At 64.0% G+C, this 12,478-nt stretch carries 11 protein-coding genes; 3 read left to right on the forward strand and 8 right to left on the reverse strand.

Annotation, left to right across the window (positions count from 1 at the left end; translation table 11 throughout):
* Positions 1-52: 52 nt before the first annotated feature.
* The gene (locus X730_RS155850; protein WP_031194617.1) at positions 53-1,570 is read right to left on the reverse strand and encodes a winged helix-turn-helix domain-containing protein; all 1,518 of its coding nucleotides are present in this window, start codon (positions 1,568-1,570) and stop codon (positions 53-55) included.
* Positions 1,571-1,822: 252 nt separating this feature from the next.
* Here X730_RS155850 and X730_RS155845 point away from each other — a divergent pair, with 252 nt between their 5' ends.
* Together X730_RS155845 and X730_RS155840 are read left to right on the forward strand one after the other, a co-directional pair.
* Positions 1,823-2,050, forward strand: coding sequence for a DUF1127 domain-containing protein (locus X730_RS155845; RefSeq protein ID WP_023729208.1), 228 nt, complete (start codon positions 1,823-1,825; stop codon positions 2,048-2,050).
* Between the two features lie 102 nt (positions 2,051-2,152).
* Positions 2,153-3,334 (forward strand): MFS transporter, encoded by a 1,182-nt coding sequence (locus tag X730_RS155840; protein WP_023753992.1) that lies wholly within the window; start codon positions 2,153-2,155, stop codon positions 3,332-3,334.
* 314 nt (positions 3,335-3,648) lie between these two features.
* Here X730_RS155840 and X730_RS1000000165965 read toward each other — a convergent pair whose 3' ends face one another.
* The 4 genes from X730_RS1000000165965 to X730_RS155825 form a co-directional block, all read right to left on the reverse strand.
* The gene (locus X730_RS1000000165965; protein ID WP_023667887.1) at positions 3,649-3,813 is read right to left on the reverse strand and encodes a DUF3309 family protein; all 165 of its coding nucleotides are present in this window, start codon (positions 3,811-3,813) and stop codon (positions 3,649-3,651) included.
* Positions 3,814-4,173: 360 nt separating this feature from the next.
* Positions 4,174-6,060 carry an ABC transporter ATP-binding protein gene (locus X730_RS155835; protein ID WP_023699801.1) on the reverse strand — a complete coding sequence of 629 codons (1,887 nt, stop codon included), beginning with the start codon at positions 6,058-6,060 and terminating at the stop codon, positions 4,174-4,176.
* On the reverse strand, positions 6,060-7,922 hold the full coding sequence (locus X730_RS155830; RefSeq protein WP_023695248.1) for an ABC transporter ATP-binding protein: 1,863 nt from the start codon (positions 7,920-7,922) through the stop codon (positions 6,060-6,062). Before X730_RS155830 ends, X730_RS155835 begins: the two co-directional genes overlap by 1 nt.
* Before the next feature lie 235 nt (positions 7,923-8,157).
* Entirely contained in the window at positions 8,158-9,072 is a 915-nt protein-coding gene (locus X730_RS155825) for a dihydrodipicolinate synthase family protein (protein ID WP_023692224.1), read from the reverse strand.
* Between the two features lie 264 nt (positions 9,073-9,336).
* Between X730_RS155825 and X730_RS155820 the strand changes: the two genes are divergently transcribed.
* The gene (locus X730_RS155820; RefSeq protein ID WP_023753995.1) at positions 9,337-10,269 is read left to right on the forward strand and encodes a LysR family transcriptional regulator; all 933 of its coding nucleotides are present in this window, start codon (positions 9,337-9,339) and stop codon (positions 10,267-10,269) included.
* Here the strand turns inward: X730_RS155820 and X730_RS155815 are convergent.
* From X730_RS155815 to X730_RS155805, 3 genes are all read right to left on the reverse strand, one after another.
* The gene (locus tag X730_RS155815) at positions 10,220-10,951 is read right to left on the reverse strand and encodes an SDR family oxidoreductase (RefSeq protein WP_023753996.1); all 732 of its coding nucleotides are present in this window, start codon (positions 10,949-10,951) and stop codon (positions 10,220-10,222) included. The genes X730_RS155820 and X730_RS155815 overlap by 50 nt on opposite strands.
* Positions 10,952-11,114: 163 nt before the next feature.
* Complete coding sequence (locus X730_RS155810; RefSeq protein ID WP_023667893.1) at positions 11,115-11,723, reverse strand: NAD(P)-dependent oxidoreductase; 609 nt, start codon at positions 11,721-11,723, stop codon at positions 11,115-11,117.
* A gap of 52 nt (positions 11,724-11,775) precedes the next feature.
* Positions 11,776-12,414 carry a DsbA family protein gene (locus X730_RS155805; RefSeq protein ID WP_023825952.1) on the reverse strand — a complete coding sequence of 213 codons (639 nt, stop codon included), beginning with the start codon at positions 12,412-12,414 and terminating at the stop codon, positions 11,776-11,778.
* Positions 12,415-12,478 lie beyond the last annotated feature (64 nt).

Below are 12,478 nucleotides of genomic sequence, written 5' to 3' on the forward strand. Positions count from 1 at the left end.
GCAGATTGAGCCGCAACCGACGGTGCCTGCATCGATCGAGCACGCCGGTCCGTCACTCCGGAAGTCCGGCCTTTCGGAAGCCATCGACGAAATGGTCGAGCGTGGCAGTGTCGCGGAACGGCTCCGTCTCGACCCAGTGGCGGGTGGTGAAATGTGGGTTCGCGACAAGGAACAGGTCGACCTCGGCGCGCGCCTCATCGATCCGGCCAAGTTGCGCAAGGCTTGCCGCAAGGAAACGGCGCGAGCTTGTCCGATACGTCTCGTCCCGGCGCGTCGTCTCGACCGCGGCTTCATAGTCGCGCGCCGCATATTGCGCCTGGCCGAGCGTCAGGTAGTACCAGCTTGCCGGAAACGGGTTCAGCCGGAACGCCTTGCTGATATAGTCGAGGCCGTCCTCGACGCGCCCGGCCAGGACCGCGATGTCGGACAATGTCGCCCAGGCATCGGCCTCGTTCGGGTCGAGTTCGAACGCCTTGGCAAATCCCACATCCGCTTCGTCGAATCTGCGCTCATAGGCAAGCAGGTTAGCAAGCACCCAGTGGCAGCCGGCATCGTTGGGATCGATCGCCACAGCCTTGCGCGCCAGTTCCAGGGCAAGGCCGCGGGCAGGCTCAATGGGCTCTCCCCAATGCACCCATCCCATCCAGTGGTTCATGGCAAGCCAGCGATAGGCTTCGGCATAGTCCGGATCGAGCGCAAGCGCGCGCGTCAGCAACAGATGCGCTTCGCGCGCCGTCTCCGGCGAGACGTCGATCAGGTTGCGGGCTCGCACGCACAGATCGTAGGCCTCGAGATTTCGGGGCCGGTTGCGCGGCAGCGGCGCGCGCAGCCGGCCAAGCAGCGCCTCGACGATCTTGGCCGTCACCTCGTCCTGAACGGCAAAAATATCTTCCAGGCCGCGATCGAAGCGGTCTGCCCACAAATGCTCGCCGCTCAGCGCGTCGACCAGCTGGGCGTTGATGCGCACGCGCCCGGCGGCGCGTCTGGCGCTGCCCTCCAAGAGATAGCGCACGCCAAGTTCCCTGGCGACCTCGCGCACATCCACCGCCTTGCCCTTGTAGGCAAAGGTCGAGTTGCGCGCGATGACGAACAGGCCGCCAATCCTCGACAGGTCGGTGATCAGGTCTTCGGTCAACCCGTCGGCGAAGGCTTCCTGCTCGGGGTCGTTGCTGAAATTGGCAAAGGGCAGCACGGCTATCGACGGTTTGGCGGGCAGCGGCAAAGCCTGTCGCTTCTCGTCGCCGAGCTGTTCGATGGCGCCGGCGAAGCGATAGCCGACGCGCGGAACGGTCGATATCCATTCTCCGCCGTTCGTGGCCGGACCCAGCAGCTTGCGCAATTGTGCAATCTGGACGGTGAGGTTGCCTTCCTCAACGGCGGTGCCTGGCCATGCCGCATCCATCAACTCGGCCTTGGCCACGATCTCGCCGGGCCGGGCGACGAGCGCCGCCAGCAGCTGCAGTCCGCGGTGGCCGGCGGCTACGGGAACTTGGTCCCGAAGGAGCGTTCCCGCACCCGGATCAAGCACGAACGGACCAAAGGCAAAGCGCGATCCCTGCATAACGCGCATCTATAGAGCAATTCCAGGAAAGGTGTGAAGGCGGTTTTCCCACGGGAAAGCGCGGAGCGCTTCACGGACGTATGGCGTCAAAACAAAGAGTTGAGCGCCTCGTCGTTTCCATGAAACGGCGAGGTGCTCTAGCCAGTTTGGAACTTTTGAGAACTATTTGGCTGCGCTTAATTACGGCGCCGTCCGCATGCGGCAGAATTCAACCTCTTTCAAGCCGAGGGCTGTCGCCCCTCAAACCGAATGGAGGTTGCCATGAACGATACCCTTGCTTCTGCTCGTGCAGCCTTGCCGGAAAAGGCGGTGTCATCGGGCCGGCGTCCGACGGGCCCGCGGGGCATGATCGCGGCCTGGCGCGAGCGGATACGCTTTCGCTGGGACCTCAAGCAGATGGCGGAGACCAATCCGCACCTGATCGACGATATCGGTCTGACCAGACGCCAGGTCGAGGCCGAAATCGTCAAACGCTTCTGGCAAGTGTGAGCTGATGTCGCGGATAAGACCCGCCCGCCTGTTTGGGCGTACCGCGGCGTTTTGCCGGCATTTGCACTTGCCGGAACGTGCCGATCCTGCTTCGAAGTCGGCATGAGCGCCGAAGACGCGACGTCACCGCCGGAGAACCACATCGCATGGGCCGCGATGGCCGGCATCATCGCGACAGTTACGGTGTTCGCCATAGCACAGGGGCTGACGTATCCGCTGCTCAGCTTCATCCTGGAACGGCAAGGGACGACACCGGGCCTTATCGGCCTCTCGGCCGCGATGACGCCTCTGGGTTTCATTATATCGTCGCTCTTCACGCCGGCGCTGGTCCGGCGGGTGGGCGCGGCGCGCTTTGCGGTTGTGTGTTCGATCCTGGCAGCAACCGTCCTGATCGCGATTGCCTGGACGCAGGATGTATGGGCCTGGATGCCGTTGCGCTTCCTGCTCGGCTTCTTTGCCAATCCGCTTTACGTGATCAGTGAAACCTGGCTGGTCTCGATCACACCCGCCGCACGCCGAGGCCGCATCATGGGCCTATACTCCTCCATCGTTTCCGCCGGCTTTGGCCTCGGCCCGCTGTCGCTAGGCTTGGTCGGCACGCAAGGATGGCCACCCTTCATCATCGGCAGCGCGGCCTTCCTTGTCTGCGGCCTGATCGTGCTTGCCGTCGCGCCACGCCTGCCCGACATGCCGCGTGAGGGCGAAGCGGTGTCGGTCGGCGGCTTCTTCGCGCTGGCGCCGCTGCTCTTGTTCGCAGTCTTCACGGCTGCCGCCTTCGAGCAAGTCCTGCTTTCGCTGTTCGCGGTCTATGGTGCCGCGCTCGGCAGCACTGAGCAGCGCATCGCTTCGCTCATCACCTGTTTCATCGCCGGCAATGCCGTGCTGCAGGTCGTGCTTGGGCGCGCCGCCGAACGGTTTGGCTCGAAGCCGATGATGCTGTTCTGTGTCCTGGCTTGCCTGGCCGGTTGTTTTCTGTTGCCGTTGCTCTTCGCTACATGGCTTGTCTGGCCGCTCTTCTTCGTCTGGGGCGGGGTCTCGTTCGGGATCTACACGCTGTCGCTGATCCAGCTCGGCGAGCGTTTCACCGGTCAAGCCTTGATCGCCGGCAATGCCGCCTTCGCGTTCGTATGGGGGGTAGGCGGCATCGTCGGCTCACCCGTGGCCGGGCTGGCGATGCAACTGACCGGACATCAGGGACTGCCATTGTCGCTTGGCCTGCTGTGCTGCGTGCTGGTGGTGTTTCTGCTGGCGGAGTTACGGCGGGTTGACCGCGTTCAGGCGTAAGGCGTGCCTGCCATTGCGGCCTTCAGGCCGATGCTGCCCTTGACCCGCCTCGTCGCCGTCCTGGGTTTCTCGAAGCGTCCGATCCGCCTCGATGAACGCCACGGCCGCCAGGCGGGTGTCGGGGTCTGCAGCTTACGCCCGCCGCCTTCGGATAGTGCCACCATTAGGATATCCCAGCTCGTCGCGTTCGCTCTCGCTCGCGCCGACGCCGGCCCAGTCCGGACCAGCAATGTCTTCAGCTGCCATGTCTTCAAACCTCGATGTCAGGCGAAAACGCGGCCGCCGTAGAAACTCGGCGGCCGCCAATGGCGACGCTATATTCGCCCGAGAACAACCAGAATGATCACGATGATCAGCACCAGCCCGAGGCCACCGCCGCCATAGTAACCAGTGCCGTAGAACGGGCCGCCGCCGAGGCCGCTGAAGCCGCCGAGCAACGCGATGATCAGGATGATAATAAGAATGGTACCCAGGCCCATATGCCGTCTCCTTCGCTGCCGCGCCGTTCACGGCGCGGCTCGAAGAACTAAACTCCCAGCAAGCCTTCCTGTTCCCCGGCGATTTTCATCCGACGGCTAAGGAACGAAAGCCATCATGACGGCGTTTGCTGAGGTTCAGGCGCAAGCTGCGCGTGCATCGCGCGCCAGGCGGCGCGTAGAATTCAGAATTTACGCGGGATTGCCCTTTAGGCGGCCGGCCGCTCCTCCACCTGAACGCGCGGCATGCGTGACGCCGGGCTTACGCTGGAAGGCGAGCTGAAACGTGTCGTCATCTGAAGCCGAATTGGTCGACGACGAGTGGCCCCGCACCATTCCCAGTCGAGCTGAACCGGCAGCAGCTCACGTCGCCTTGCCGGCCGGCGCGCCTATGTCTTCCTCGGCAATATCGTCGAACGATGCGTAGTTCATGTTGTAGAGCCTGGCATAGAGGCCCTTGGCCGCCATCAGCTGCTCGTGATTTCCGCTCTCGACGATCTCGCCGTTCTGTAAGACGATGATGCGGTCGGCGCCGCGTATGGTCGCCAGCCGGTGCGCGATGACCAGCCCGGTGCGGCCTTCCAGCAGCGTGACCAGTGCCTTCTGGATCAGCATCTCGGTGTAGGAATCGATGCTCGCCGTCGCCTCGTCCAGCACCAGGATTTTCGCATCCGCCACCAGTGCGCGTGCAAAGCTGATCAGCTGGCGCTGGCCGAGGGACAGATTGCCGCCGCGCTGTTCGAGCTCGGTGTCGTAGCCGTCAGGCAAATGCTCGATGAAGTCGTGCGCGCCAACGGCTTGCGCGGCGCGCACAACCTCTTCGCTGGTAGCCGATGTCTTGTGGTAGCGGATGTTCTCCAGCACCGTGCCGGAAAACAGGAACGGCTCCTGCAGCACCATCGCCACCTGATCGCCGAGCGAATCCTGCGTCACGTCGCGCACATCGTGGCCGCCGACCCGCACCTCGCCCGACCAGACATCATAGAAGCGGTGCACCAGCGCCATGCAGCTCGACTTGCCCGAACCGGTGGGGCCGACAAGCGCAACCGTCTCGCCCGGATTGACGCGGAAGGAGATGTTTTTCAGCACCGGCTGGTTCTGCCGGTAGCCGAAGGTGACGTTCCTGAACTCGACCGAACCGTCCATGTCGCGCGTCAGCGTCACCGCGCCCTGTCTGTCGCTGACGTCGACCGGTACGTCGAGCACTTCGGAGATGCGTTGGCCCGACGCCATGGCGCGCTGCATGACCGAGTACTGCATGGTGAGCGAGCGGATCGGGTCGAAGAAGCGCTGGATATAGAACAGGAACGCCACCATGACGCCGATGTCGAGGCTGTGCGACAGCACCATCGAGCCGCCGACGACGATCACGGTTGCCATCGCAATGCCGGTCAGCGTGTCGACGATCGGCACCATCACCTGCGCATATTTGGCCGAGGTCAGGTGAGCCCTGAGATTGGCCAGCACCTTCTCGTCATAAAGGTCGAAATTGACGTGCTGGCGCTCCAGGCTCTGCACCGTGCGAACGCCATGGATGCCTTCGGCCAGCGCGCCATTGGCGATCGAGTTGGTCTCATGCGCGGCCATGAAGGCGATCTTGGCGCGCGGCAGCCAGAACAGGCGCACGATGAACAACGCCGGCATGGTCGACAGCGTCAGCAGACCGAGCCGGAAATCGAGCCACAACAGAACGCTGACGATGCCGAACAGCAGCACGATGTCGCCCACCGACATCACCGAGGTCTCGAGGAATTCCTGCATGGAATTGACGTCGCCCTGCAGGCGCGACATCAGCCGGCCCACCTCGGTCTTGTCCATGAAGCTCAGCGAGACGCGCTGCAGATGGCTGAACATGGCGCGGCGCAAATCCGACAGCACATTCTCGGCCACCTTGCCGACGACGCTTTCCTGGACATAGCTGGCGGCATAGTTGATCAGGATGATCAGGGCGAAGGCACCGATCGCCCAGTTCATGACGGAGCTGTCGGCCTTGCCCGCCGCCATGCCGTGGTCGATGGCGTAACGGATGACCAGCGGGATCGCCAATTGCGTCAGAGTGAACACCAAAACGGCGGCCACCGAGATGAAGATCCGGCCCTGGTACGGTCTCACGAAGCTCCAGATGCGGCGCACGATGCGCGGATCGTAGACCTTGCCGAAGACCTCTTCCTCGTCGCGGTGCGAACCGACGACGGCCCTGGTGGGCCGCCGGCTGGTGTCTTCTTTTTCGTCGTGACCCGGTGTCGACATTATGCGGCTCCCACCGCCACCGGCAAATCGTCGTCCGGCCGCAGCTGCAGGTCGTAAAGCGCGCGGTAGCGACCACCCAGCGCCAGCAATTCCTGGTGCGTGCCGCGCTCGGCGATGCGGCCATTCTCGATGAACAGGATCTGGTCGGCATGCATCAGCGAACTCAGCCGGTGCGAGATGATCAGCGTCACGCGGTCCTTGGCGAAGCGCTTCATCGCGGTGCGGATTCGCTGCTCGGTGCCGGCGTCGACAGCCGCGGTGGAATCGTCGAAGACCAGCACCGAAGGCCGCAGCATCAGGGTGCGGGCGATGGTCAGGCGCTGCCGCTGGCCCCCGGAAAGCGATGACCCGCGCTCGCCCACGACCGTGGTGTAGCCGGCCGGAAGCCCGATGATGTAATTGTGCAGCTGGGCGTATTCAGCCGCCTGCCCGATGCGGGTCTCGCGCGCCCAGGGATTTCCATAGGCGATGTTGTTTTCGATCGAGGTGGTGAACAGGAAAGCGTCCTGCTGCACGACGCCGACCGCCTTGCGCAGCGATTGCAGCGTGACCTCGCGTATATCCTGCCCGTCGATGGTGATCGCGCCTGACCTCACATCGTAGAAGCGCGGGATCAGATGCGCGATGGTCGACTTGCCGCTGCCCGGCGGGCCGACAATGCCGACGGTCTCGCCGGACCTGGCCTCGAAGGAAATGCCCGACAGCGCCGGCCGGCCGCCGGCGCCCGCGTAGCGGAAGCCGACATTGTCGAAGCGCAGCAAGCCTTCGGTGACCACGAGATCCTTGGCATCAGGCGCATCCTCGATGTCAAGTTCGGCGTCAAGCAGTTCGAACAGCCTTGTGCCGCAGGTCGAGGCGCGGGCGAACGAGTTGACCATCAGCCCGAGCTGGCGCACCGGCATCTGCAGGATGGTCATGAAGGTGAGGAACTGCGCCAGCGTGCCGACGCTGATCTGGCCCGCGATCACCTTCTGGCCACCGAACCACAGCACCAGGCCCATGGCCGCCAGGAAGGAAAAATTCATGGCGCTGGTGTTAGAGACGCGGATGTCGACGCGCTGGTCGGCAAGCTCCAGCGCCGACTTCTTGGCGCGGTCGAATTTTTCCAGCTCATGCCGCTGCGCCGCAAAGGCGCGCACGACGCGGATTCCGCCGAGGTTCTCGTCCATCACCCGGCTCAGCACTGACAGCCGCTCCTGCAGCGTCAGCCAGGTGCTGCGCAGCCTGAGCTGTGTGACCGAGGAGCGCCAGGCGACGAACGGCACGAAACTCAGACTGAGCAGCCCGAGCTCGAGATCGGTGCTGATCAGGAGATAGGAGCCGACGCCGATCAGCACGCCGAGCAGCACCACGCGCAATATGCCGGTGGAAAAGAACATGCGCACGCCGTCGAGGTCGAGCAGGCCAAGCGTAATCAGGTCGCCGGTATGCACCCGGTCATGGAAGGAGAAGCTCAGCCGCTGGATCTTCTCGTAGAAGGCCAGGCGCAGCTCATAGCCGGTGCGGTGGCCAACGGCCTCGCCATAATAATTCTGCGCCATGGTGAAGAGGCCGCGCAGAATGCTGACGACGAGCAAGGTGATCGCCGTCGTCCACAGCGCCTGCTCAGCCGCCGCGCCGCCGCCTCCAGCCATCACGCCTTGCGCCTGGTCGATGGCGTGGCCGAGCAGGCGCGGGATGAACAGCTGCAGCGTCGCGGCAATGAAGGTCGAGGCGATGGTGATCGCAACTTGCCAAGGATGGCGCAGCGTCATGCGCACGATGCGCAGCAGCGTGCTGAGGCCCTTGCCCCAGGACGCCTCCGCCACATGGGCAAACGATTTGCCGCGCTTCGCCGCGCCGCTGGTTGCGTCCCTTGCCAAGGAATATCCAATCCGGTCCGGACATTAGCCCAGACGAATGAAGAAGACTCAGTTTCAGATGCCGCGATGGTACGCCTCCATTTTGACCGTTCAAGGGCCAATGGCGCCATCGCACTGTGCCTGAAAGGGGCTGATCGTCCGCGACCGCTTAAGCCCGTGTCGGCGTTAGAGGCGGCAGGCTCGTCACTTTAGGCCGATTGAAAAGATGCGAGCATGTGGGTTGCGCCAACCGCCATCATGCGTGACCTCGGCCAATGTGATCGGCTGCGGGACCGAGCGCAGTGAGCAGCGCCTTGCCGCTTTCCAGCGTCGCATTCTCATGCGGCGCGCGCAGGTTGAGCCAGCGTTTGTCGCCGGAGCGCACCGCCAGCACGGCCTTCATTGCCGGGATCAGGCCTGCATCCTGGATCACCTTGCGGAACGCCCTGATCGCGGCGTCCGCTTCCGTGACGTCTTGGCCAGCGATCGTCGCGTCGTAGAGGGCGCGGATGGCCGCAGCGTTGAGATTGACGGTCGCGGAGATACAGCCCGCAGCACCACTGGCGAGCCCCTTGGTCAGTTGCGCCTCCGAGCTGGGGAACACCGCGACGTCGGGTGCGGCGGCAATCACCGCCGCCGTGTTGTTCCAGTCGCCGGCGCTATCCTTGTAGGCGACGACCGTCTCTGGAAACGCCGCGCTCAACCGGGCGGTCAGGGCAGGGCTTACCGGCACGCCGGAGTTCTGCGGGATGTGGTAGAGGATCATCTTCAGCGCCGGGTTGGCCACCCTTTCGATCAGCTCGCTGTAGTAGCGCGCCTGGCCATCGTCCCCGGCGGCCGTGTAGAAGAACGATGGCAGCACCATCACGGCGGCGCAGCCGAGGCCGACCGCGTGCTTCGACAGTTCGACGGTTTCGGGCAGTGCGGTGACGCCGGTGCCGGGCATCATGCGCCCCGGCGAAATGCCTGATGCAACCAGCCATTCCAGCGCCTGCATGCGCTCGTCGAGCGAGAGCGACAGTGCCTCGCCCGTGGTGCCGAACGGCGACAGCAAATGGGCGCCCTGGCCCAGCACCCATTTGGCATGTGAGATCCACAAGTCACGGGCAATGCGGCCATCGTTCTCGAACGGCGTCAGGATCGGGGCGATGGTTCCTTGCGGGCGGGGCATGTCGGTCCTTCCATCGGTGCTGGAAATCAGCTTGGCATAGAGCATACGTACGATGCGATCTGCCAGAGGCGATCTCTTGGGCCACCGCGCCGGCCGTGGGAAAACTTGCGGGTCATTGCCGCGAAATTCTGGCCCTTCGGTCTGCCGCAACCAGATGACGCCGGCGTCAATGGGTTGCAAATGGACCGGGGTTGCAAATGGACCAGGGTTGCAAGTGGACCAGCCAAGCCCGAAATGTCGAACAGAGACAGATCCGGAAACGGCATGCACCCACGATTGCTCAAGACCTTCCTCGCCGTGGCGCGGCACCGTAATATCACCCGCGCAGCGCGGGAGGTTCATCTGGCGCAGTCGAGCGTCAGCGACCAGATCCAGTCGCTGGAAAGCGAACTTGGCGTCGTCCTCTTCATCCGCTCGCGCCACGGCCTCGACCTGACGACGGCCGGCGACGCGCTGAAACCCTATGCGGAAGAGATTCTGCAACTGGCGGAGGAGGCGCGTATTGCCGTCGAGGCAACGACGGGAATGACCGCCGGAACGGTTACGGTCGGCGCGCTGGAGACGATTGCCACTGTCAAACTTCCGCAATGGCTGGCGGCCTTTCGAGGCGACCACCCGGAGATCGGTCTGCGGCTGAAAATCGCCGGCAGCGACGCCCTGCTGCGCCAGCTCGAAGAGAGCGAGATCGACGTCGCCTTCTGTTTCGACAAGAGCGGTCTGGACGAACGCTTGGCCAGGCGCACGATATCGGCCGAGCCGCTGGTCCTTGTCGCCTCGCCCGAAGATGCGGCCGCATCGCGACAGAACGACCTGGCCGCGCTCGCCGCGATGCGTTTCGTGGTGACGGAAACCGGATGCGTCTACCGGCATCTGTTCGACACTGCCTTTGCCGAGATGGCAGCGCCAGAACTTGCCGCCGAAGCGGGCAGCATCGGCGCCATTGCGGGCTTGGTGGCGACTGGTGTCGGCATGGGCCTGGTGCCGCGGCTGGCCGTTGCCGACGCGCTCGATCGCGGCGAGATCGTCGAATTGCCGTGGCCGGGGTCGGCCCGCACGGCGTCGCTGGTCATGGTCTGGCGCCGCCGGCGGGTTCAGCCGCCGGCGCTGAAACTGCTGCTGGCGGCCGCGGCCAGGAATTTCGCTGCGCTCAGATCAGCCGATGACCGCCCTCGACATGCAGAACCGTCCCTGTCGTAAAACCGTTGCCCATCAGAAAGGCGATGGCATCGGCAATGTCGTCCGGCTGTCCGACGCGGCCGACCGGCAGGCGCCTGGCCATTGCATCGAGCGTCTCGTCCTTCTTGTCGCCGGCCACAAAACTCCAGATCGGCGTGTCGACCCAGCCCGGCGAGACGGCGTTGACACGGACCGGCGCCAGCTCGACCGCCAGCGCCCGCACCAACCCTTCCAGCGCAGCGTTGACAGCGGCAACGACCGAGCCGCGCGCCGCCGGCCGGTAGGCGGCAATGCCTGAGGTGAAGGTGATGGAGCCGTTGGCCGAAAGCTGCGGCGCGCCATGCTTGGCGAGCAGCAGCGGCCCGTAGAATTTGCTTTCGACGACCCGCTGCGCCGCCTTCAGGTCGACTGAAGGCAATAGCTCATAGGCGCCTTCGATGTCGGCGGCGGTGCTGACAATATGGTCGAGCCGGCCAATTCGCTTGAACAGGTCAGCGACCTGATCCTCCCTGGCGATATCGGCCGCGACGGCGCTCAAAGCGGAAGGGTTCTGCAGCGCCTCGCCGGCACGCTTGAGCCTGGCTTCACTGCGGCTGACGATGATGACTTCGGCGCCTGAGTCCAGGCACCGCCTTGCCAACGCCAGCCCCATTCCGGAGCTGCCGCCAATGATAGCGATTTTCGATTTTGCGATGTCTGCCATGTTTCCGTTCCTGTCCTGAACCGCTCCGGCGAGAGTCGCAGACCGGCGGCAGGAGTGGAAACGGAAGAAAGCGATAGTGCCATCGGAGGCTCCGATGGCACTATCGTCGATAGGAACCGACGCGGGCCGCTCCGTCGAGTGCCCGCCTGTCAATGAAGTGCGCTCAGTAGCCGACCGTAAAGCGCTGCTTGATATGCGCCGGCTTTTCGATCTCGTCAGCCATGACGATGGCGTAGTCCTCGAAGGAAATGCTGCTGCCCTTGTCGGACGTCAGCAGCGTGTCCTTGCCGATGCGGTATTTGCCGGTCCGCTCGCCGGCGACGAACAGCGCCGAAGGCGACAGCAAGGTCCAGTCGAGATCGTCGACCGTCCGCAGCGTGTCGAGGAAGTCGGCGCCCTTCTGCGCCTCGGCCTTGTAGATATCAGGGAAGGTCGGCGTGTCGACCAGGCGCTTGCCGGGCGCAACCTCAAGGCTGCCGGCGCCGCCGACGACGAGGTAGCGTTTGACGCCGGAAGCACGCACGGCTGCGATGAGCGTATCGGGATCGCTGTCGAGGAAATGAACCGAGGAGATCACCGCGTCATGACCCTTGATCAGGGCGGCAAGGCCATCCTTGTCGAAGACGTCGCCCTTCTTGGCAGTCACGCCCGGAAGTGCCGCGATCTTGTCTGGATGCCGGGCAATGGCGGTGATGCTGTGCCCGCGATCGGAGAGTTCCTTAAGCAGGCGGGAGCCGACCTGGCCGGACGCGCCGATAAGTGCGATTTTCATGGGGATTTTCCTTTCGTCTGGGGAGAATTTCATCTGGGGAGAATTTCTGGGATTACGCCGCCTCGATGTGAGCGACGAGATTGTCGTAGCTGCCGAACAGCGCGTTGGCGCCGATCAGGCGCGGCGCCGTTTGGCCGATCACCGCCAGCGCGGGAACGCCATTGGCATGCAGCCGTTGGAACAACATCCGCCCGCGGCTGACCAGGTCGTGATGCTTCGCCAGAAACGGCTGCGTCGGCGCTTTCAAGAGCTTTGCCGCGTCGCTCATGCCGGCGTCGGTCAGTACCGCGGCGACGCCGTCAACCGTCACAATATCGCGGCCGTCGACATAGCGCGCATGCTGGATCGCCTTCAGTGCCGCAAGTTCCTGGCGCCAGTCGTCCAGCCTGGCGGCGTTGATGCCCATGGTGGCAGCGGAAGAATCGAGCAAGGTGCCGCTGACATTGAGCACATTGTCGAGATAGGCCTGGCTGAAGCGCTGTCCGCTCAGCCGCGCGATGCGCTGGTCATTGTCCCAGGCGTGGGCGGCAAAACCTGTATCCAGCGGCCGCGCGCCGGCACCGGAGAAAAGCCCCACCGGCAGCAGTTGGAGCGCGGTCCCGCCGGCGGCCAGTCGATCAAGCATCGGCGTGGCGCCATAGCACCAACCGCAGAGCGGGTCGAAAAGATAGGTTAGGGTTGCATTGGTCATGGCGGCCTCATTCTGTTGCCCGATAGATGACAGCTGGACCGCTTGCGAAAAATAGCGATCAATC

It is taken from the genome of Mesorhizobium sp. L103C131B0 (assembly GCF_000502275.1).
Lineage (GTDB): Bacteria > Pseudomonadota > Alphaproteobacteria > Rhizobiales > Rhizobiaceae > Mesorhizobium.